Origin of the sequence: Vulcanibacillus modesticaldus (assembly GCF_001730235.1) — a bacterium.
GTDB classification, from domain to species: domain Bacteria; phylum Bacillota; class Bacilli; order Tepidibacillales; family Tepidibacillaceae; genus Vulcanibacillus; species Vulcanibacillus modesticaldus.
The window spans coordinates 1-20,723 of the sequence record NZ_MIJF01000029.1 but is presented as its reverse complement, the minus strand read 5'-3'; the positions used below and the strand labels follow the sequence as shown (position 1 = coordinate 20,723).

Below are 20,723 nucleotides of genomic sequence, written 5' to 3'. Positions count from 1 at the left end.
GGTCTAAACTTATTGAGTTGTCACAGGAATTTATTTTAGAGCAACAGTCTGCTTAATCTAACAGTATTAATTAGGCTCTGTTTTAAGAGTCTGCTTCAGTATGCTCTTTTTTGTCACTGTTTAAATGAAGTCATGCTTTTGCTATACTTGTTTAACCCTTTGTGAAGTTCTTTGTTCCCCAATTTTGTCATTCTTAATTTCTTTTTCACCAAACGTTTAATTTTTCATAGAACTTTTGACACTACCATAAATGAGATGCCTTAGGAAGCACGTATGAATGCACTAAAAAAACCCCTAAGATTCCTCTAGGGGCTAATGTTCATACACATTTGATTTGAAAAACAGCAAACCAAACAGATAAACATACGAATGTGCGTACGTACATCACAAACTACGACATCCTTCTTCCATCCAGACTATACTGTCGGCTCTGGAATCTCACCAGATCTGCTAAAACATTAGCTCGCGGGCTCTCTAAATCTAGATTACCGCCGGTCGGGAATTTCACCCTGCCCCGAAGGAAATATAAATATTTGCTACTTGTTTTCCCATCTAGGAAACATTATAACTAACTTTTCATAAATTACAATATCATTTACCCATTTCATCCCAAATCTTTTTAATTTTTTCGATGGTAATTAGTAAAGTTCGTTTATCATTTACACTTATTGCACCTTGTAAAGTTGCCATCTCATCATCCAATTTCTCGATAAACTCCCTCTCTACACTAAATTGAATCCTGTTTTTAACCCTATCCCACGCTTGAAATCCTCTATCTAAATGAGATTCTGCTTTTTGCCAATCATCTTTCTTTACAGCATTCTCAACTAAACTAAGCTGTTTGATTACATCGTCATTTTTGGTAAGAGGTTGTTTTAAAAATGCACCACTACCCATTATAGCAATATATATAACGATCATCAGCACTGACCCAATTATCAACAGTTTTTTTTCCATGAAATCACCCTCTCTTAACCCCCAATATTACTTCAATTCATCAAAAAGGTCCTTTAAAATCTCCGACATCGATCTTTTTTAATGAGTCCTTAAATTTATCAACATATAATTGACCATTCGGTAAAATCGCCGCAAAACTCACTTCTTTCATATCTTTAATTCCTTGAATTTGTAGTTGTTCCATCAACCATTTATAATCCTTTTGCTTATCTTTAAGATTTTGTTCAATTATTTTACCGTCTAATATAACCTCGACCATCAAACCACTTGGAGCAGTGGTCATCTGTAAATCATTCGGAGTTACTGGCTCATACTGTGATTTTTTTAGAACTGTTAAGTTACCATTAGGTTCTAATAGGGCATATTCAACTTGAGTGATATCAAAAACATTTTTATCTCTCAGATGAGACATCAATTCGTCATAACGATATCTCAACTTATTTAAGTTTTGTTCTAAAATCTTACCATGTTGAATAACAATAGTTGGTTGGTCACTAGTTACCTTAGCAAACCATCTATGTTTAAGGGCTAGACGCTGCAATACTAAGACCAGGAATACCCAAGTAGCTAACCCCATAAACTGTGGTAATGGTTTTATAGATAAATCAATACTTAATGACGAAGCAGCAGATCCTATGGTTATTCCTGCTACATATTCAAAAGCACTTAATTCTCCCACTTGTTGTTTTCCTAAAATCCTTGTAAACAACAGCAGGGTTGTAAAAGCAATAAATGAACGGACTATAATTACGATAGACTCATCCATACCCAATCCCCTTTTCTTTTAAATTTTTATATAATCATCAATTGGTCCTAAATCTTGATCTTCAGGCTCCTTCTTACCTGCTTTAATATCTTCTTGGATTTTTTTCGTCAAACTTTGTTGTTTCTGATCAATATTTCCTTGATTGATATCGTCATTTTGATCGATTACAATTCTTTTGTTTTCATCTAACACCGCTAAAGATATTGTCTTAATCATATCTAAACTATACCCTTGCATACCTAAGAGTTTTATCAATTGCTCGGGAGAAAGATTTATTTTAGCAAGGTTATCATATTGGATTGCCCCATCTATAATTAACGGGACTGGTACCCCTTCATACCCTGTCACGATAGATAAATCGCTCGTATTTACTGGTCTTTTAGCTACATTAGGAATTATGCTGATTTTTCCAGTCTCTTCTAAAATAGCAAATTCCACATCTTTTACATGGGCGTACCCTTTATACCTTAATTCAGCTAAAATTTCTGTAATCGTCATCTTGGCTTTACTTAACCCTTTCTCATCAATATTTCCATGCCTAATAAGAACGATTGGATCATTTTTTATTTTCTTTGCCCATTTATTAGTACTTAAGAGGTAGGAATATATAAAAAAAGTCACTACTATCATAGTTACCGGTATTATGAGCTCAATTAAATTATTAGTCTTCAATGGTTCTGATAAAATATTAGCTAACATCAAAATTAAAAAGATATTAAAAATAGACATTTCATTTAAACTACGCTTCGCTATCACTTTTAGTATTGTGAAACCAAGAGAAATCATTACTAAACTGATACCGACAATCTTTAACCATTCCATATAACCCCTCCTTTTCAGTCTTAGATTTTACCTTTTAATAAGTCCCCATACACTAGACAATTAAAAAAACTAAAATAAGAATAATTTGTAAACTTATTTTTCATAAGTTATAATTGGCTTTGCATAAACTTTTTGCTAATTAATATGTTGGTAAAGAAGGTTGGAAGATGAATTATTTTTATGTTGGAATTGGAGGGTTTTTAGGAGCTATATTTAGGGTAGAGACTGGAAAATTATTGTCGGAATTGTATCCTAATCATATTTTTCCTTATCCCACATTAATCATTAATCTAATAGGATCATTTCTCTTAGCTTATTTTTTAACGGTTATAAGGGAGCGATTTTCTTTATCTCCCCAACTGATTTTATTATTTTCAACCGGATTTTTAGGTTCATTCACCACCTTTTCTACATTTAGCGTTGAAACTCTGCGGTTGGTTCAGCTAGGAGCCTTTGATCAAGCAATTCTTTATCTACTTTCTAGTTTTATTTTAGGAATCTTTTTCGCTTGGATAGGGGTAAAGATAGCATTAAAAACTACTACCCATGATATTCGCGCTAATATAAGGAGGAGCGAATCATGAATTGGTTAATTATCGGTTTAGGAGGCTCATTAGGGGCGATATCGCGATATTTGATAGGAGAGCATTTGAAATCCTATTCAAAAGCTTTACCTTTAGCCACATTATTCGTAAATGCAGTAGGTTCTTTTATTTTTGGACTCATATTGAAAATAAGTTTAGATAGTGATTGGCAACCTTTCTATCTTTTTCTAACAGGGGGTTTTTTAGGTTCCTTTACAACTTTTTCTACCTTCTCCTTTGAGTCAATAACTATTGTTAGACAAAAAAAAATCATTACCGCATTTGCATACATTGGACTTCATATACTTGTCGTTATGATTATGATAACTTTAGGTTTTTTCTACGTTTCTTAAACATTTTATCAGATTTTCATTTTTACATTCGCCATTCTTTCATGGCGATTTTTTTAATGAGAATTGGATGATTTTTTTTCTAATCGACTATAATATATCTAAAAGTATTTTTATATTGTAAAACTATGTAGTTTTCAGGAGGGAAAAATGGATACAGGAACCCATTTTGTGATAGGAATCAGCTTAGCTGGGTTATCAAGTATTGATCCTGCAATCACAAATAATCATACTTTATCCCAAGTAGTTCTATTAGGTACAGTAATTGGCTCGCAAGCACCAGATCTTGATGGTATAACAAGATTTTTTGGTGGAACCTGTAGTTATATAAAAAGTCATCGTGGAATAACACATTCACTACTAGCAATTATAATTTGGCCAATTGTCATCTCTTCATTAATCATGCTTTTTTATCCTTCAATCCCATATTTCCATTTAGTTTTTTGGACATTTGTTGCGGTTTTAGTTCACATAATATTAGATATATTCAATTCCTATGGTACCCAAGCTTTGCGTCCCTTTTCTCAAAAATGGATAGCATTAAATATTATTAATATTTTTGATCCTTTTATTTTCATAATTCATATCATTGCTATTCTTATATGGAGTTTACAAAAATTTAATTCAGTTTATATCTTTAGTACTGTTTATCTTTTGACGATAATCTATCTTGTCGTTAGAACGTGGGCATACTATAATACCTTAAATCGTTTACGCTATCTTCATAAAATAACAGGAAAACTTATTATGTTACCTACTATCCGTTGGTCGGTTTGGAATGTGATACAAAAAACGCCATCTAAATATAATATTGGGGTTGTCCGTAACAAAAAGTTGCAGTGGATAGAATCTAGAGTATTACCCAAAAAGCATAAAGCAATAGAAGCTTCCAAACTTGATAAAAAGGTAAAAGTATTGTTGAATTTTTCTAACTATACTTATCCTGAATGGAAAAAGACCCCATTTGGTTATGAAGTTCATTGGTTTGATCTTCGTTATCGTTTTAATAATCATTATCCATTGTTAGCAATCGTTCTTTTAGATGAATCTTATCAGATTATTGATTCATACATTGGTTGGACTTACAATCAAGGTCAAATCTCTAAAAAGGTTGATATATTAATCAAACAACATTTATAAGCCTAAAAATTATCTGAATTGTTATAAACAGTATTAAATCTCCATAATTAATTTTTCAAATCGACCATCAGAGTGTTGAAAAATAACGAGTAAATGGGTACCATTAATGTCTACTAAAACCCATGGCATCGGTGGTGAAAAAAATTTGAGCTCATCTTCTGTAAAACCTAGAACATATGAATGATACAATCCTTCCCATAGACCACCGAGAACCTTATCCCACTGATTTGCTTTTATCACCTTAGAGTTCACTTTTTTTAGGGAAAATGCATCTAAATCATAGATGTCATAGTTGGATTGATTAATGTTTAATTCTTTAATAGCTTTCGCAATTAATTTTTCTCTCTGATTGCTATATATACGATCCATTTTTTCTTTTTCTTTTTTTTGTCTCGTATTCTTAGGTTCCTTAAACGCTTCCCAATAATCTTTAAAAGACACTACGTATAATTTATCAGCAGTTACTGCTTGGCTACTGGTTATTTTACTATCTTCATGAATTTCCGCATGATGATATGACAATAAGGTATAAATCGAATCTTTTTCTAAAGGAACTTGCAACTTATTGACTATCCAATCAGTTTGTTCTTTCCACGGATAATCTAATTGCTTTAAAAAACCATTTCGAAATAACAAATTTACATCTTGACGTAGATAAACCTTTTTATTAGTCTTTGACCAACTTTCTCCCACGACCATATATTTTTTATCTTGCTTAAATATTTCTAAAGAAGATCCGACATCGGTAAAGATTATTTTATTATTGATGGGGAAATATTTAATAACATATTCATCACTTGAATCTTGAAGCAAATTCCAAATAAACAACCCGATCAACAAAATTACCATCCCCAAGAAGAATTTTCCAATTACTCTTATCATCACTATCTCCATCCCCCATTATAACCTTAATAAAATTCTAAAATTGTTTTCATAGATAAAATATGAGGCAATTCCATATTCAATGCAATTTTTGACTTATTTACAAAAATAAAAAACGGTAGCTTCCTGACAATAAAAAAAGAGTCAACCTTAAAAAATCCTTAAGATTTCTTATAGGTTAACCCTTAAAATCATCTTATATTATTTAGTTTTTTTTGCTGCTTCAAATCTTTTATTGATATCATCCCAGTTGGTAAGGTTCCAAAGGTTATCTACAAACGCTGCTCGCATGTTTTGATATTTTAAGTAATAAGCATGTTCCCAAACATCCATTACATATAGAGGCATTACTCCCCATTGAGTTAGATTTTGATGTTTTTCAGTTTGTAAAATAACTAGCTTTTCTGATGTTGGGTCCCAAGCTAAAATTCCCCAACCTGATCCTTCAACAGCCACTGTAGCTGCGGTTAGTTGTTTTTTGAATGCTTCAAAACTACCAAAATCTTTAGTTATTTGCTCTGCAATCGGACCGGTTGGTTCCCCTCCGCCATTAGGCTTCATGTTACTCCAAAATATACTGTGAAGATAATGTCCTGAGCCATGAAAAGCTGCTTCACGTTCCCAATGCTTAATTAGCCCAAAATCACCTTTTTCACGCGCTTCAGCCAATTTTTCCTCAGCCTTATTAAGTCCATCTACGTAGCCCTTATGGTGAATATCATGGTGTAATCTTAATGTTTGTTCATCAATGTATGGCTCTAATGCATCATAGCCATATGGTAATGGTGGTAATTCATGTTTTCTCACTTTTAATTCCTCCTTAAAGAAATGTTTACTATCACTAATTATAAATTGTCGATTTTTCCAAAAATATTTGTTCAATTTTAATCTTATCTTTAACAAATTTTCTTTCTGTTATTATTATGCAATACTTTTAAAACTTTGTCAACAATCTAGTATAAAAAGTTTTTAAAATAATTGTCATAATTTTTTAAACACATTTAAATATATTATTATTTTACTTAGTTTATCTTTTTAATTTTAAAGATTTTTGCCACAATAAACGCTATTAATGTAACAAAAGCGCTAAATAATGCTCCCATCTTCGCAGAGCCTTGAATTAACGGATCAGTGTATGCTGCTCCTGCAACGAATAAAGCAACAGTTAACCCTAATCCAGCTATAATTCCTACCAATATTATATGTTTATATTCCATCCCTTGAGGAAGCGGAAAACCAGCTTTTACTCCAAACCAAGAAAAAAGTGTTATTCCCATACTTTTACCCAGTAGTAATGATAAAAATACTATCCAAGTAACTGAATTAATTGCTGAAAACTCAACGCCTGCATTTGTTAGTCCAAAAACAAATAATCCAAAATCAACAAAAGCTTTCCATTCATGTTCAAATTGCGCTAGAGGAGAATGGTCATCTAGATTCTCCTCAAAAATATGTTCACGTTCTCTTTTAGCATGTGGTAAAAATGGAATAATGAATACTAGAGCTAGAGCAGGATGAATATAAGCTTTATAAAGACCAATCCAACTTAAACCCCCTCCTAATATAATGTAAGGCCAGTAATTTTTTGCTCCCATTTTTCTTAAAATAAATGCAAAAAGCATTCCTGACAATGTGATAAGTAACCATACAGGATTAACTGGATGGGTCGGATCAGGATAAAATATGGCAATAATACCCAATCCAATCGCATCATCTACTATAGCAAGTAGTAATAAAAAAGACACAGCGGGGTGATTTTTACCAAAAATAAATCTAGCAATTAACCAAGCTAAAGCGATATCTGTAGCTGTTGGAATTCCCCAGCCATTAGAATAAGATGGATCTCCCACTAAATAATTTAATAAGAAAAAAACACTAATTGGCCCTAGTACTCCACCCAAAGTACCAAAAAGAGGATTTATTGCTTTTTTTATGGGATTTAAATCCCCACCAGGTAATACACTCTGTGTAATTTCAACAGCAGCAATTCCAAAAAAGAAAACCATGATAATATCATTAGCAATAAAATGTAAATCAACATTACCAAACCATTTATGATGAATTACTGAATAATAGCTATTTGGGTCGATATTTACCCAAAATATAGCAACTAAAACACCAAAAATTAATGGTAAAGAAAATTCTCTTAATAAATGAACTGTTTTACTCATAATCATTCCTCCCCTTTATTTTATGAATTAATACTTTCTTTTCTATTACCTGATAATAGCCAACCCCCTAAAGAGATGAGAATTAATACTATCCAGAAGATCAGTTTCCAAGCTAGCAGCTTTGGAAATCCATCATAAATAATTCCCAATTCAGGATGGGATAAGGTATAAACCCCTAACTTAATGCCAATCCAACCAACAATCAAAAAGACTGCTATTTCTAGCCCGGGTCTTTCTTTTAGCAATCTAACGAAATAACTTGCAACAAATCTCATTATGACTACTCCAATTAAACCACCTAAAAGTATTACTAAAAATTGCCCTCCATCTATACCTCCTATCTTTGGTAAATTTGTTGCTGGCAAAGTAACAGCTAGAGCTACGGCAGCTAATATTGAATCAACCGCAAAAGCTATGTCAGCCAATTCAACCTTCAAAACTGTTGTCCAAAAACCACTACCTTTATTTTCTTCTTTTTCAAGCTTTTCATCATATTCTTTTTTAAAAATCACTTTCTTGATTAAATAATTTCCTGATACAAAAATTAAATAGATTGCTCCAACCGCTTGAACTTGCCAAATATTCAGTAGAAAAGATATAACAAATAAAGAAATAAATCTAAAAACAAAAGCTCCGGCTAAACCATAAAAAAGCGCTTTTTTACGTTTTTTATCAGGTAAATGTCTTACCATAATAGCCATCACTAGTGCATTGTCTGCAGCTAAGATCCCCTCAAGTGCGACTAGCACTAGTAAAACCCAACCGTATTCCAAAATTAAACCTACTTCCATAAAAGTCGTTCCTTTCTATCAATTTTTTTGAAATCCATAAATAAAAAAATAGCCCTTACCATTTTTAGGTAAAGGCTATTTAATAAAAAAGACCTTTACCCATCGGTAAAGGTCTTGCTAACAACATTCGTTGCCAGTAAAGCCGAAGACGTTAGTCTTGTAATGACGATCTTTACTGTTAAAGCTACTCCCCTTTATTTCTCAAGCATATAATAACAGAGCATATCCATTAAAGTCAATATCAAATTTGAAGAGTTCGCTATCATTAATAAATACAAAAAAATTATAATAATTATTCACATATTAACTTATATCATGTAAAATAAAATGTGTACAATTTTTTAAATTTTCAAAAATATTTTAGCGAGGTGAAGTTATGGAGTTATTTAGTGAATTACTGAGTAAAATTAGTGGGTTTGTATGGGGACCGCCACTCCTCATATTAATCGTAGGTACTGGACTTTTTCTAACTCTTAGGATTTCATTCTTACAGTTTTCTCATTTAGGTTATGCATTAAAGCTTTCATTCTCAAAATCTCAAGATACTAAATCTGAAGGAGATATTTCTCATTTTGCAGCTCTGATGACTGCCCTAGCTGCTACAATTGGTACCGGTAACATTGTAGGTGTAGCTACTGCAGTAGTTTTAGGAGGACCAGGAGCGGTATTTTGGATGTGGATTACAGCTTTAGTAGGGATGGCAACTAAGTACGCAGAAGGTGTGTTAGCTGTTAAATATCGAGTAGTAGATGAAAATGGCGAAATGGCTGGAGGTCCAATGTACTTCATTGAGAAAGGACTTGGATGGAAATGGCTGGCTGTTCTATTTGCAATCTTTGCTTCAGTAGCAGCTTTTGGTATTGGTAATATGGTACAATCAAATGCTGTCGCAGGGAACATCGCTGCTAGCGTGGGAATTAATCCGTGGATTACCGGAGTTATTCTAGCATTATTAACTGCACTTGTTATCATTGGCGGAATTAAAAGTATTGGTCGTGTAACCTCATTCTTGGTTCCCTTTATGGCACTTTTTTATGTTTTAGGTGGATTAATTATCATCATTTTAAATATTACCGAAGTACCAGCTGCGATTGGACATATTTTCTCCGATGCCTTTACCGGCTCAGCAATGGCTGGTGGTGCTATTGGTACAGTTATTCGTTGGGGGGTAGCAAGAGGGGTATTTTCCAATGAAGCTGGTCTGGGTTCTGCTCCAATTGCTGCAGCAGCGGCTAAAACTGATGTTCCAGGTCGTCAAGCATTAGTATCGATGACTGGTACCTTTTTGGATACGATTGTCGTTGCTTCTTTCACTGGTATAGTAATTACAATGAGTGGTTTATATGATGTTGCAGGAGTTGATGAAGCATCATTAACTGCAAATGCATTCGATATGTTCCTACCCGGCGTTGGTAAGTGGATAGTTACCATCGGCTTAATTTTCTTTGCATATTCTACTATCCTAGGTTGGTCCTATTACGGGGAGAAGAGCTTTGAATATTTATTCGGTGCAAAATCGGTATTATTTTATCGTATAGCATTTTCTATCTCCGTTTTAATAGGTGCTGGATTAACCCTTAACTTAGTATGGGATATTGCCGATGTGATGAATGGTATGATGGCTATTCCAAACTTAATCGGTTTAATTGCCTTATCAGGTGTGGTAGTAGCTGAAACCAAAGTTATTAAGGAAAAAATTGCTCAGGAAAAACTAGAATCAAAAGAGGTTTCTCAAAATATGTAGCTTAAGTTTTGTTTTTACGCAATGATGGGTTGCTGACAATTCAGCAACCCTTTTTTTACTTTTGAAGGTCCTTTAAACACAAGATATGATAAAATATGTATTGTACTCAATTTATTATTAAATAAGTTCCGCTATGAAGAGAGGAAATAAACATGAATCTTAAAGAACACATCCAAACAATTAATGCTGTTAGTGATCTTACCCCATCAGAGATAAAAGATTTTTGGCAAAAATCTTTATCAGGAAACCCATATTCTTTTAATCAATTAAAATATTATTATATGAAATTACTACTTAGAATAAAACCTTTATATACTCATTTGGATGAAGAAATTTTCTATTCCATACTAGAACAATCTGTTCAAAAAGCTCTAGAACGAGGTTTAAAATTTCAAGTTGATGATTACGACTCATATATGACAATTTCTAGTCAAATCTATTTTAAATATAATTTGCTTCCGAAAACTGATTCAATCCATATCCCTGCTCAATTATTACGAGCGTTTTTAAAATTAGAAGAACTTTATCAGCAACTTCCTTCGTTACAGCAAAAAGATGAACAAACACAAATTAAATTAATCTCTATCGGCTTTGAATACCCTATGTTTTCAACAAGACTTCTTTTCTATAGTTATAAAAAATGGAAAAATAAAACCCTTAGACAAATAGATATCGATTTAAGTACCGCATTGTTACCTGCACCACAGAGAATAGAATGGGAAATTTTTTATGAAAAATCACTTTCAGATATTAAGGAAGCAATATTACAGACTATGGTTTCCTGAAAAACAAAATGGTTGCCCCGTCGCAACCATTTTCTAATTTAACTTTCTTTTTTTGCTTCCAATCGATAGATCGGTTTACCTTGATTAATAAACTTTTCTTCGTATTCAGTCTGAATGTGTTGTGCTAAATTGTGTTCATCCCGATATAAATTTAAACTAATATTAGATAAACGGAATTTTTGTCCAGAAAGTTCATTTAATGAAAATTCAAATAACAACTCGTTATCAGTTTTAAAATGAATCTCACCATTATCATTAAGAATATGTTTATACATATCTAAGAAACGTTGATGTGTCAATCGTCTTTTAGCATGACGTTTCTTAGGCCAAGGATCGATAAAATTCAAATAAATTCTAGAAATTTCCCCTTGTCCAAAAAAATCTAAAATACGATTGACGTTTCCCAAAATAAATTTGATATTGGAAAGTTCTAAATGATTTGCCTTCCTAATAGCTTGAACAAGGACTTCTTGTTTCTGCTCTATTGCAATATAGTTTATTTCAGGATTATTTTGAGCATGTGAAGTGATAAATCTTCCTCTCCCTGTTCCCAATTCCACATATATTGGATTATTATTTTGAAATAATTTATGCCAAACACCTTTATGATTTTCAGGATTTACTACAGTATAAGATGTATATTGCATTATTTCTTCTTTAACCCAAGGTCTTTTTCTAAGTCTCATATGGCAATCTCCTCTTCAAATCATATCTTCAATCATTTCTTTTAACTATTGCTTACAATTCCCTTAACAAGAGCAGGAGGCGATCAGGTACATTCGTAATTAGCCCATCGACTCCCATCTCAATCATAGATAACATTTCTTTTTTATCATCTACAGTATATGGGAAAACTTTCATACCTGACTGATGGGCCCCTCTTACTATATCAGAATATACAACTTCTTTATAGGGATGTAACGCTGTTGCTCCAATAAACTTAGCATATTCCCAAGGTTGATATAAACCTTCAGTATATAAAACTGCTGTATTCAATTCAGGTGCAATTCGTTTTACTAGAGCAATTGAGTAGTGATTAAAACTAGAAATAGTTACTCTCTTTTCCATATCATATTCTTTGATCTTTTGTACTATTTTTTCTTCTAAACCTGGATACATCACAAAACCCATTTTTATTTCTAAATTTATAAATAATGTTGTTGGTTTAACCAATTGAAAAAATTCATCTAAGGTCGGAATCTTTTCCCCTTGGTATTCGGACGAAAACCATGAACCTGCATCTAAATTCCGAATTTCCTCTAACGTTAAATCCTTAACAAACCCCATACCATTTGTTGTTCGGTCTAACTTTTCATCATGTATAAGAATTAACTGACCATCCTTTGTCATCTGAACATCAGTTTCAATTGCATTCACGCCAATATCTATTGCTCTTTTAAAAGCAATCATCGTATTTTCAGGGCTGATAGCAGAAGCTCCCCTATGGGCAATTACTAAAAATTTTTTCATCTGCAACCACCTATATTTATTCCCACATAGTTTTATAAAAACATCCATCACTTCTTCGTATTATAACATGAATTAAGTTATAGGTAACAAAATATCAAACTCCGAGTCGTTTATTCATATAACTTAAACTTATATAAGTCATAACTACCATTATAAATGCAATAACAAGGTGCGAAATAAATATATCTAGAGAATCTTTTAATTTTCCCATAAATGGAAGTGTTATTGCTACTGTTATATTTTTTGCCAAGCTTTCAAAAGAAAGAATAGTAGCACGTTTATCTGAGGGTATATGTTTGTTTAAATACTTGTTCATGGCAGGACCATATAATCCTCTAGCAATTTGTTGTAATAAAATTGCAAATACCCCTACCCAAGTTCTTATCATTCCCATCAAAATAAAAGATAAAATCAAAAGAGTAGATAAAAATGTTAATGTTTTTGGTTTGGTTACTTTCATAATTAGAAAAACATATCTCGAGGTAGCTGCTGCTGTCATGTTAAAAATAAAAAACAAAATCCCAAAATATCTCACAGGTATATCTACACTCTCCATATAAGGCTGAAAGTACCAAAATCCCGTGCGAAAAAAAATAAAAAATATCATTGAATACAATATTAGTGCCTTAATCTTGTCATTTCTTAAGATATATTTCCCACTTTCTTTTATTTGATCAAAATACTTTGTGCTATATATACTACTTTTCTCTCTAATAGGTGGTTCTTTAAAATTTAATGAAATAAAAATATTAATTAACATTAATCCGATTGATATTATTAACGGTAAATAAATATTTATCTCATAAACAAATCCAGCTATCACCGAACCAATAGCCTGAGCAACTAGAAATAAAGATTTAGCATTCCCTTCAATATTTTGGAATTCACGTACCCTATTAATAAATTTTAAAGAATCATATATAATTGCTGTATTTGCACCAGATTTAAATGTTGCTCCTAAACTAAAAGTAATTTCAGCTACAGCGAATAATACAAAATTATTTCCCAATATATATACCAACAGGCTTAAAGCCCAAAAAAACGACCCTACTATTATACTTAACTTCCTTCCAATCCTATCTGCTACCGCTCCCGTTGGTACTTCAAAAATAACAACAGAAATGGCTGCTATTGATTGTAATACCATTATTTCCGTAAAACTTAAACCCTTAGCAATAAAATATAGCACTATTATTGGACCTAAAATTAATTGGTCAGAAAAGGAATACAGATAGTAAACTTTAATATTTTTAGCAAAATCCATATTATCCCCCCAATTTCAAACCTATACTTTCTAAGGTATAAAAAAAGCCTCGAGGAAAAATCTCAACATCATAACTGAGACTCGTCCTCCAGACTTTTTCCTTAAAAGTGTAGCAAGTTTGCGTGTATACGTATTTTTTTTATTTTATTCAGTATTCTATTACCACATAAAAATAATGTCAATATAATTTTTTTTGCTATAAATTTATTGATACTTAAAAAATTTATAAAAAAAGAGCATAACCAATGAAGTTAATGCTCTTGATTAATATGCAATAATTGTAAAATATAATCCTTTAAATCAACAATTCTTATTCCTTCCTTAGGTCTTTTGGAAGCACCGGTCACCACTAAAGGTACGATTGAGTCAGTCTTATGTAAAGAACCATGACTTCCTCCACCAAGGTGGTTTGGAAAAGTTTTTGACTTAAACTCGTAAGAAGTTCTTGCTGAAACAACGAAAACTGGAATATCCTGAGAAAATAAAGCCCCATACAATCTTGATAAAGCATCAGGATATTGATCAAAATATATTTTGTTATTATCCATTTTAATGTCTAGTATTTCCAAATCACCATCAATATCCCACGTTTTATCGTATGGATCTACATACTCACCATTTTTACTAAATGATAATCTTCTTCCATCATATTTCTCAACAATCACCATTCCATTCATTTTCCAAGCAACAAAGTCTATTCTAGAATCTTTAAGTAATATCGCTCTAATATTTTTATGCACCTCTTGTTTTAAAGGGTAAATATAAGCCATCCTTTCATTATTGGCGATTATAACCTCATCATCTTCTTTAACTTTTTTCCCTACTTTAACTATCTTCAACTCTTGTAACATTTGATCTAAATCAATATTATATTTTTTTTCATTTCCAATGGCCGTTTGACCATGATCTCCAATTATAATAAATGTTGTTTGGGCAATTGCTCTTTCCCATGAACCGAAAACATCTAAAATATCCCCAATTTTACGATCTACTTTTTCTAAGTTTAGCAAAGGCTGATCTATATGCTTATGGAGATAATGATCATGGTCAGGAAAATATATAAACATCAGATCAGGCTGATGCCCACTAACAATTATGGCTTTTGCTACTTGAGACGCGAAACTATCGTTAATACCATATTTATTTAAAAATGATTGATTAAGACCCCAAAAAATCTTTCTCTTTGATAATTTAGGCTTACACATTGCCCCAATGCTTAGCATATCCGGGCCACTTACTTCTTTTTTATTCATGGAAAACATCGTAAATATATTTAATAATAATGGTAACCTTAACGAATGCCTATTCCTACCCCGGTGAATGATGAAGTTAAGGGATGCTGATGTCCGACCTGCATCAGCTACCTCTTCAAAAATAGTTTTTATCCTCTTATTTAGATGTTTTTCATTTAAATTAATCATCACATCTTGTAATGTTAAATTTATCCCTAAATTAAATACTGTTCTAGCACCATTAATATAATCTATTAATCGTTTTTCATCATGGTTATACCATATTAACCCTGGAATCTTATGCTGATCCGCATATACCCCCATCATCAATGTTGCATCGACTGTAGCGGTCATAGTTGGAAAAGCTGTGACACAATCTCGGATAAGTACACCATTATTCACCAAGAATTTAAGTGCAGGGGTCCTATTAGTAGCTATTCCATTCTCTAATACTTCAGGCATTAAGGCATCGATTAATAATAAGATTACCTTCTTCATAAATTATCTCCCTTAAAGCTAATACAAAATCAAAATTATTATTTGAAAAATGATACACTTCTATTCTTAAAAAAAGTTCGTCCCATACTGATAACAATTTCAGTATTAAGACGAACAATATTATTGTCACATTTTATCAAACCTCTAAATTTTTAACTTAAAGCGTATTTTAAATCATTGATAAGATCTTCGATGTCTTCGAGACCAACTGAAATACGAATCAATCCATCTGTTATACCTACTTTTTCTCTTTGTTCTTTCGGAATCGAAGCATGAGTCATTTTTGCGGGCACGGATATTAAACTCTCAACTGCCCCTAAACTTTCCGCCAACGTGAAATATTTTACTCTATTTAAAAGCTTTTCTACAGCTTCTTCACTACCTACATCAAAAGAAATCATTCCACCAAAACCACGGGATTGTTTTTTAGCTATCTCATGTCCCGGATGAGTTTTTAAACCAGGATAATAAACCTTTTTAATACTAGGATGTTGTTGTAAAAAGGCTACAATTTCCTGGGCATTTCTCTCGTGCTCTTCCATTCTTACCCCTAATGTTTTTATACCACGAATCAATAACCAAGAATCTTGGGGACCGAGCACGCCACCAGTTGAGTTTTGAATAAAATGAAGTTTTTGAGCTAACTCCCCGGAATCAACTACAACAAGTCCCGCAACCAAATCACTATGACCACCTAAGTATTTTGTCGCACTGTGGATAACTATATTAGCTCCAAGACTAATAGGATTTTGCCAATATGGGGTACTGAAGGTGTTATCAACGATTAAATATAGGTTTTTAGATTGTGCCAATTCCGCTGTTGCTTTGATGTCAGTAATTTTTAAAAGTGGGTTAGTCGGTGTTTCAATGTATATTGCCCTCGTGTTATCACGTATCTCATTTTCAATATTATTAATATTACTGGTATCAACAAAGGAAACATCTATTCCTAAACGATTCAACACTTTAGTCATAATCCGATATGTGCCACCATAAACATCATCTGTTAATATCAGATGATCACCAGCGTTAAAGAGCATCATAACAGCATTAATGGCCGCCATACCAGAACCAAAAGCAAATCCAGCTTCTCCATTTTCAATATCCTTTATTAATTCCTCTAACGCATGTCGGGTGGGATTTCCTGTTCGAGAATATTCATATCCTTTATGCTTACCAATTCCATCTTGTTTATAAGTACTGACTTGATATATCGGAACGGAGACTGCACCTGTGCTGGGGTCTCCACTTATTCCACCATGTATTAATCTTGTTCTTTGCTTCAATTAAATACCCCCTTGATAAATTCGTTTACTTAGATATCTTTCACTACTATCTGGAAATATTGTTACAATGTTTGTATTAGGTTTAGCAATTTTGGCTTCTAGTAGAGCAGCCTCAAAGGCAGCTCCTGATGAACTGCCTACCAATAGCCCTTCTTTAATCGCAAGTTCTTTCACCATCTTAAATGCTCGTTCGTCAGGAATAGTATAGATTTCATCAAAGTAACTTTTGTCCATATAGTTAGGTATGAATTCCATCCCAATCCCTTCAGTTTTGTGCGAACCTGCTTCTCCACCGTTTAAAATAGATCCTTCAGGCTCCACAATAACAGTTTTAATACTAGAATTTTGCTCCTTTAAATACTTAGCTGTCCCCATAAATGTTCCACCTGTTCCTGCACCTGCAACAAATACATCTACTTTCCCATCTAATTGTTGCCAAATCTCAGGTCCAAGTGTTTTATAGTATGTTAAAGGATTATGTGGGTTTTCAAATTGTTGAGGGCTATAAGAATTAGGAATTTCTTTTAATAGTTCTTTAGTTTTTTTAATCGCCCCTTCCATCCCCAATTCTGTCGGAGTATTGATTATGGTTGCACCAAGAGCTTTCATTAATTCCTGCTTTTCTTGACTAAATTTTTCCGGTACGACAAATATTACAGAAATATTCCTATTAATTGCTGCCAACGCTAGCCCAATTCCTGTATTACCTGCGGTAGGTTCGATTATCGTACCTCCCTCTTTCAATTTTCCAGTTTCTAGAGCATCTCGAATCAATTCTTGCCCCAAACGATCTTTAATACTCCCACCTGGATTAAAATACTCTAATTTAGCAAATATGCGTACGTTTCTTGGTAGCTGAAATTGCGTAATTTCAATCATTGGCGTATTCCCAACCAATTCATGTACATTGTGATAAATATTCATAAGAACAACCCCAATTCTTATTTTAAACTACTTCGAAATTAATAAATATTGTCTATTTCTTTATAGCTTCAACTAACCAAACAAATTTATTAAATTGGATAAATTCTATCTCAAAGCCATTTTTCTCAAAAATCTCTCTAATTATTGGAATATAAGTATAATATTCGGTCTTTAGATCATTTAATAAATCTAAATACCCCAACTCCTTAGCTTCATCCATTATTTTTTGACGTTCCCACTCATTTTCAAACATTGTATCGGCAAAAACAATTTTATCACCAGTTTTAAGTATTTGGCTATATTTTTTAATTGCTAGATTTTTTTCGTCATCTGTTAAATGGTGAAAGGCATATGTGCTTACAATTGTATTAATAGTTGACTTTACTGTAGGAAAATTAAGAAAGTCACCATTATATATAGATAAATTTGGAATTTTTTCAAGGGCTTTTTGACGCATTGCCTCGGATGGCTCAATTGCAATTACATCTAAACCTTTATCTAAAATTTTTTTTGTCAGATTACCAGTTCCAACGCCAAACTCCATGACAGTTCCAAATGAACGATTAGCAACTTCATCCAAAATACTTTCATAATTACGAAATACTTCTTTGTATTGTTCATCTTCACCGTTAACGGAAAGATCATATGATTCTGCCCATTGTTCAAAGTTATTAAGAAACTCTCTGCCCATTGTTCGCTTCTCCTTTTAACTATTATCATAGTAGTAATTTTTTTTAAATTATCATATTAATTTTTATTAGACAAGAAGATATTACAGTTTAATAAGATTCCAATATATTACATGCAAACAAAAAAATTCGACTCCACTTGTCTTTTTAGAGACAAATGAAGCCTTCTTCCATCAAAGTATTGGTAATCAATCAATTAATTCTTCAATTTGGTCCATTATATCTTTAAAAACATCTAATGAACTTTGAATCGGCTCTTTCGTATTCATATCAACCCCTGCTCTCTTAAGAAGATTAATTGGATAATCAACCCCACCAGATTTTAAAAATTCAAGATAACGTTTTACAGCTGACTCTCCTTCTTCTAGTATTTGTTTCGCTAAACTGATAGCAGCAGAGAATCCGGTAGCATATTTATATACATAAAAATTCATATAAAAATGTGGAATCCTTGCCCACTCTACTTTAATAAGATCATCAACGACTATTTCGGGTCCATAGTAAGTAACATTTAATTGATGATAAATTTGGTTTAGTAACTCAGCTGTTAAAGCTTCTCCTGCTTCCACTTTTTCATGTATCATTTTCTCAAATTCAGCAAACATGGTCTGACGATAAACTGTGGTTCTGAATTGCTCTAAGTAGTAATTGAGATAATATAGCTTTTCATTCTTATCAGTAGTTGTCTTTAACAAGTAATCCATCAATAAAGCTTCATTTAATGTTGAAGCCACCTCGGCAACAAATATTTTGTAATGGGAATAGATATACGGTTGATTCTTTTGCGAGAAATAAGAATGCATTGAATGCCCCAATTCATGCGCTAAGGTAAACATATCATTCACATTATCTTGATAGTTCATGAGAATATATGGATGAGTACCATAAGATCCCCAAGAATAAGCACCACTTGTCTTACCTTCATTTTCATAAACATCAATCCACCTTGAATCGATCCCCTTCTTCAGTTCAGATAAGTATTCGTCGCCCAAAGGTTTTAGTCCTTCGATTACTCTTTGTTTTGCTTCCTCATATGTTACTTTTATTTTTGTATCTTTGACAATCGGGGTATAGAGATCATACATATGTAATTCGTCTAAACCTAACATTTTCTTTCTTATGCTTACATAACGGTGCATTAATTCCATATTCTTATGAATAGTATCAATCAGTTGATCATAGACCTGCACTGATACATTATCACTATATAATGAAGCCTCTAAAGCGGAAGGATAATTTCTAACTTTGGCATAGAATATGTTTTTCTTCACATTGGAATTCAAGGTAGCTGCAAAGGTATTTTTTAAGCTACTGTAGGTATTATATAAGGCTGTAAAGGCATCTTTTCTCACCCGGCGATCGCTACTCTCCATAAACTGAATATATCTACCTTTGGTTAACTCAACTTCTTGATTATTCTCGTCTTTAATAACCGGGAATTTTATATCAGCATTATTTAACATTCCAAAAATTTGATCAGGTGCTTGGGCTATCTCCCCAGTTTGTGCTAAAAGCTGTTCTTGTTCAGCTGGTAAGACATGGGGTTTCATTCTCACAATTTCATCTAAATAATGTTTATATAATTTTAAACCATCTTCCTCTTGTAAAAATCTATCTAGCTCCTCTGAGGGAATAGATAAGATTTCTGGTACGATAAAAGAAGATACACTGTTGACGTAGATACTTAAACTATTTACTCGATCGGCAAGAGCTTGATATTTACTGTTAGTGTTATCTTCATCCTTTTTCATCCTTGCATAAACGTATGCTTTTCCTAAGATAATAGATAATTCATCACTTAATTTCAAACAATTAAACAGCTCAGTTGCGGAATTCTTAATCTTCCCATTATACCCTTTTAATTCGTCGGCCAATTGTTTTACTTTATTAAAATCATTTTCCCATGTTTGATCATCTGGATATATAGCTTCCAAATCCCATTTATATTGTTCATCAATTTCATCCCGTTTCGGCAATCTTTTTCCTTTATCTAAGGTCATATTCCTACCTCCTTAGTAATTTTTTCCTTGTTTGTTTATATATTATATTAAAAACGAAATTAATTAAACGATTTTTGCAACTAAAGATTATTTTCCACATAAAGAAAATATTATATGTGAATTTACACTAGCGTTGCATTAATGTAGTCAGAATATTTCTTCTAATAATCACTAGTTCATAAAAAAATCCTTTATAATGGAAGTACAGGTGCTCCCTGTCCAAATCCAATATAAAGGACCATGCTTATGGACAAGGATACACTATTTTCGTCATTTGGTAAATGGATAGCTCCTATCAATTCTGTAAAATTACAACAAAAAGTAGAAGAAATGAAGCAAGACAAATACGTTAAAAAATTAACAACAAG

At 32.5% G+C, this 20,723-nt stretch carries 20 protein-coding genes and 1 riboswitch; of the genes, 5 read left to right on the top strand and 15 right to left on the bottom strand.

The window, feature by feature from the left end; genetic code table 11:
- Positions 1 to 395: 395 nt before the first annotated feature.
- A riboswitch (FMN riboswitch) is annotated at positions 396 to 526 on the bottom strand.
- A gap of 65 nt (positions 527 to 591) precedes the next feature.
- From BHF71_RS06890 to BHF71_RS06880, 3 genes are read right to left on the bottom strand one after another with little or no spacing between them, the layout of a single operon-like run.
- Positions 592 to 957, bottom strand: a complete 366-nt coding sequence (locus BHF71_RS06890; protein ID WP_069656937.1) for a DUF4363 family protein — start codon at positions 955 to 957, stop codon at positions 592 to 594.
- Positions 958 to 997: 40 nt separating this feature from the next.
- Positions 998 to 1,723, bottom strand: coding sequence for a YetF domain-containing protein (locus BHF71_RS06885; protein ID WP_069656936.1), 726 nt, complete (start codon positions 1,721 to 1,723; stop codon positions 998 to 1,000).
- A gap of 18 nt (positions 1,724 to 1,741) precedes the next feature.
- Positions 1,742 to 2,545, bottom strand: coding sequence for a DUF421 domain-containing protein (locus tag BHF71_RS06880; RefSeq protein WP_069656935.1), 804 nt, complete (start codon positions 2,543 to 2,545; stop codon positions 1,742 to 1,744).
- Positions 2,546 to 2,712: 167 nt separating this feature from the next.
- Here BHF71_RS06880 and crcB (BHF71_RS06875) point away from each other — a divergent pair, with 167 nt between their 5' ends.
- The 3 genes from crcB (BHF71_RS06875) to BHF71_RS06865 all read left to right on the top strand — a co-directional run bounded on the left by crcB (BHF71_RS06875) (position 2,713) and on the right by BHF71_RS06865 (position 4,619).
- Positions 2,713 to 3,129 (top strand): fluoride efflux transporter CrcB, encoded by a 417-nt coding sequence (crcB, locus tag BHF71_RS06875; protein WP_069656934.1) that lies wholly within the window; start codon positions 2,713 to 2,715, stop codon positions 3,127 to 3,129.
- On the top strand, positions 3,126 to 3,482 hold the full coding sequence (crcB, locus tag BHF71_RS06870) for a fluoride efflux transporter CrcB (RefSeq protein WP_069656933.1): 357 nt from the start codon (positions 3,126 to 3,128) through the stop codon (positions 3,480 to 3,482). The genes crcB (BHF71_RS06875) and crcB (BHF71_RS06870) overlap by 4 nt, the downstream gene beginning before the upstream one ends.
- 147 nt (positions 3,483 to 3,629) lie before the next feature.
- Positions 3,630 to 4,619 (top strand): metal-dependent hydrolase, encoded by a 990-nt coding sequence (locus tag BHF71_RS06865; RefSeq protein WP_069656932.1) that lies wholly within the window; start codon positions 3,630 to 3,632, stop codon positions 4,617 to 4,619.
- Positions 4,620 to 4,652: 33 nt separating this feature from the next.
- Here the strand turns inward: BHF71_RS06865 and BHF71_RS06860 are convergent, their stop codons facing one another.
- The 4 genes from BHF71_RS06860 to BHF71_RS06845 all read right to left on the bottom strand — a co-directional run bounded on the left by BHF71_RS06860 (position 4,653) and on the right by BHF71_RS06845 (position 8,463).
- Positions 4,653 to 5,504: a hypothetical protein gene (locus tag BHF71_RS06860; RefSeq protein ID WP_069656931.1), complete on the bottom strand. Its 852-nt coding sequence runs from the start codon at positions 5,502 to 5,504 to the stop codon at positions 4,653 to 4,655.
- 198 nt (positions 5,505 to 5,702) lie between these two features.
- A complete protein-coding gene (locus BHF71_RS06855; protein WP_069656930.1) occupies positions 5,703 to 6,308 on the bottom strand; it encodes a superoxide dismutase in 606 nt (201 codons plus the stop codon).
- Between the two features lie 215 nt (positions 6,309 to 6,523).
- Positions 6,524 to 7,672 carry a Na+/H+ antiporter NhaA gene (locus tag BHF71_RS06850; RefSeq protein WP_069656929.1) on the bottom strand — a complete coding sequence of 383 codons (1,149 nt, stop codon included), beginning with the start codon at positions 7,670 to 7,672 and terminating at the stop codon, positions 6,524 to 6,526.
- Positions 7,673 to 7,692: 20 nt separating this feature from the next.
- Positions 7,693 to 8,463 (bottom strand): TerC family protein, encoded by a 771-nt coding sequence (locus BHF71_RS06845; RefSeq protein ID WP_069656928.1) that lies wholly within the window; start codon positions 8,461 to 8,463, stop codon positions 7,693 to 7,695.
- Positions 8,464 to 8,839: 376 nt separating this feature from the next.
- Between BHF71_RS06845 and BHF71_RS06840 the strand changes: the two genes are divergently transcribed.
- Both BHF71_RS06840 and BHF71_RS06835 read left to right on the top strand, forming a co-directional pair.
- A complete protein-coding gene (locus tag BHF71_RS06840; protein ID WP_069656927.1) occupies positions 8,840 to 10,207 on the top strand; it encodes an alanine/glycine:cation symporter family protein in 1,368 nt (455 codons plus the stop codon).
- 152 nt (positions 10,208 to 10,359) lie between these two features.
- Positions 10,360 to 10,992, top strand: coding sequence for a hypothetical protein (locus BHF71_RS06835; RefSeq protein ID WP_069656926.1), 633 nt, complete (start codon positions 10,360 to 10,362; stop codon positions 10,990 to 10,992).
- Positions 10,993 to 11,030: 38 nt separating this feature from the next.
- Here the strand turns inward: BHF71_RS06835 and trmB are convergent, their stop codons facing one another.
- The 8 genes from trmB to pepF form a co-directional block, all read right to left on the bottom strand.
- Positions 11,031 to 11,678, bottom strand: coding sequence for a tRNA (guanosine(46)-N7)-methyltransferase TrmB (gene trmB, locus BHF71_RS06830; RefSeq protein WP_069656925.1), 648 nt, complete (start codon positions 11,676 to 11,678; stop codon positions 11,031 to 11,033).
- A gap of 52 nt (positions 11,679 to 11,730) precedes the next feature.
- Positions 11,731 to 12,462 (bottom strand): glycerophosphodiester phosphodiesterase, encoded by a 732-nt coding sequence (locus BHF71_RS06825; RefSeq protein WP_069656924.1) that lies wholly within the window; start codon positions 12,460 to 12,462, stop codon positions 11,731 to 11,733.
- Positions 12,463 to 12,556: 94 nt separating this feature from the next.
- The gene (locus BHF71_RS06820) at positions 12,557 to 13,726 is read right to left on the bottom strand and encodes an MFS transporter (protein ID WP_069656923.1); all 1,170 of its coding nucleotides are present in this window, start codon (positions 13,724 to 13,726) and stop codon (positions 12,557 to 12,559) included.
- A 251-nt stretch (positions 13,727 to 13,977) separates the two neighbouring features.
- Positions 13,978 to 15,456, bottom strand: coding sequence for an alkaline phosphatase family protein (locus tag BHF71_RS06815; RefSeq protein WP_069656922.1), 1,479 nt, complete (start codon positions 15,454 to 15,456; stop codon positions 13,978 to 13,980).
- A 152-nt stretch (positions 15,457 to 15,608) separates the two neighbouring features.
- Positions 15,609 to 16,742, bottom strand: coding sequence for a bifunctional cystathionine gamma-lyase/homocysteine desulfhydrase (locus tag BHF71_RS06810; protein ID WP_069656921.1), 1,134 nt, complete (start codon positions 16,740 to 16,742; stop codon positions 15,609 to 15,611).
- Positions 16,743 to 17,666: a PLP-dependent cysteine synthase family protein gene (locus BHF71_RS06805; protein ID WP_069656920.1), complete on the bottom strand. Its 924-nt coding sequence runs from the start codon at positions 17,664 to 17,666 to the stop codon at positions 16,743 to 16,745. It lies immediately after the preceding gene.
- Positions 17,667 to 17,718: 52 nt separating this feature from the next.
- On the bottom strand, positions 17,719 to 18,357 hold the full coding sequence (locus BHF71_RS06800) for a class I SAM-dependent DNA methyltransferase (RefSeq protein WP_069656919.1): 639 nt from the start codon (positions 18,355 to 18,357) through the stop codon (positions 17,719 to 17,721).
- A 186-nt stretch (positions 18,358 to 18,543) separates the two neighbouring features.
- Positions 18,544 to 20,355, bottom strand: coding sequence for an oligoendopeptidase F (gene pepF, locus BHF71_RS06795; RefSeq protein WP_069656918.1), 1,812 nt, complete (start codon positions 20,353 to 20,355; stop codon positions 18,544 to 18,546).
- Positions 20,356 to 20,723 lie beyond the last annotated feature (368 nt).

Bases quoted from the DNA above. Each gene is read 5' to 3' on its own strand.
- BHF71_RS06835 (WP_069656926.1), top strand. From the start codon at position 10,360: ATGAATCTTAAAGAACACATCCAAACAATTAATGCTGTTAGTGATCTT.
- pepF (WP_069656918.1), bottom strand. From the start codon at position 20,355: ATGACCTTAGATAAAGGAAAAAGATTGCCGAAACGGGATGAAATTGAT.
- BHF71_RS06845 (WP_069656928.1), bottom strand. From the start codon at position 8,463: ATGGAAGTAGGTTTAATTTTGGAATACGGTTGGGTTTTACTAGTGCTA.
- crcB (WP_069656933.1), top strand. From the start codon at position 3,126: ATGAATTGGTTAATTATCGGTTTAGGAGGCTCATTAGGGGCGATATCG.
- crcB (WP_069656934.1), top strand. From the start codon at position 2,713: ATGAATTATTTTTATGTTGGAATTGGAGGGTTTTTAGGAGCTATATTT.
- BHF71_RS06820 (WP_069656923.1), bottom strand. From the start codon at position 13,726: ATGGATTTTGCTAAAAATATTAAAGTTTACTATCTGTATTCCTTTTCT.
- BHF71_RS06880 (WP_069656935.1), bottom strand. From the start codon at position 2,545: ATGGAATGGTTAAAGATTGTCGGTATCAGTTTAGTAATGATTTCTCTT.
- BHF71_RS06865 (WP_069656932.1), top strand. From the start codon at position 3,630: ATGGATACAGGAACCCATTTTGTGATAGGAATCAGCTTAGCTGGGTTA.
- BHF71_RS06885 (WP_069656936.1), bottom strand. From the start codon at position 1,723: ATGGATGAGTCTATCGTAATTATAGTCCGTTCATTTATTGCTTTTACA.
- BHF71_RS06815 (WP_069656922.1), bottom strand. From the start codon at position 15,456: ATGAAGAAGGTAATCTTATTATTAATCGATGCCTTAATGCCTGAAGTA.
- BHF71_RS06850 (WP_069656929.1), bottom strand. From the start codon at position 7,672: ATGAGTAAAACAGTTCATTTATTAAGAGAATTTTCTTTACCATTAATT.
- BHF71_RS06890 (WP_069656937.1), bottom strand. From the start codon at position 957: ATGGAAAAAAAACTGTTGATAATTGGGTCAGTGCTGATGATCGTTATA.
- trmB (WP_069656925.1), bottom strand. From the start codon at position 11,678: ATGAGACTTAGAAAAAGACCTTGGGTTAAAGAAGAAATAATGCAATAT.
- BHF71_RS06825 (WP_069656924.1), bottom strand. From the start codon at position 12,462: ATGAAAAAATTTTTAGTAATTGCCCATAGGGGAGCTTCTGCTATCAGC.
- BHF71_RS06840 (WP_069656927.1), top strand. From the start codon at position 8,840: ATGGAGTTATTTAGTGAATTACTGAGTAAAATTAGTGGGTTTGTATGG.
- BHF71_RS06800 (WP_069656919.1), bottom strand. From the start codon at position 18,357: ATGGGCAGAGAGTTTCTTAATAACTTTGAACAATGGGCAGAATCATAT.
- BHF71_RS06805 (WP_069656920.1), bottom strand. From the start codon at position 17,666: ATGAATATTTATCACAATGTACATGAATTGGTTGGGAATACGCCAATG.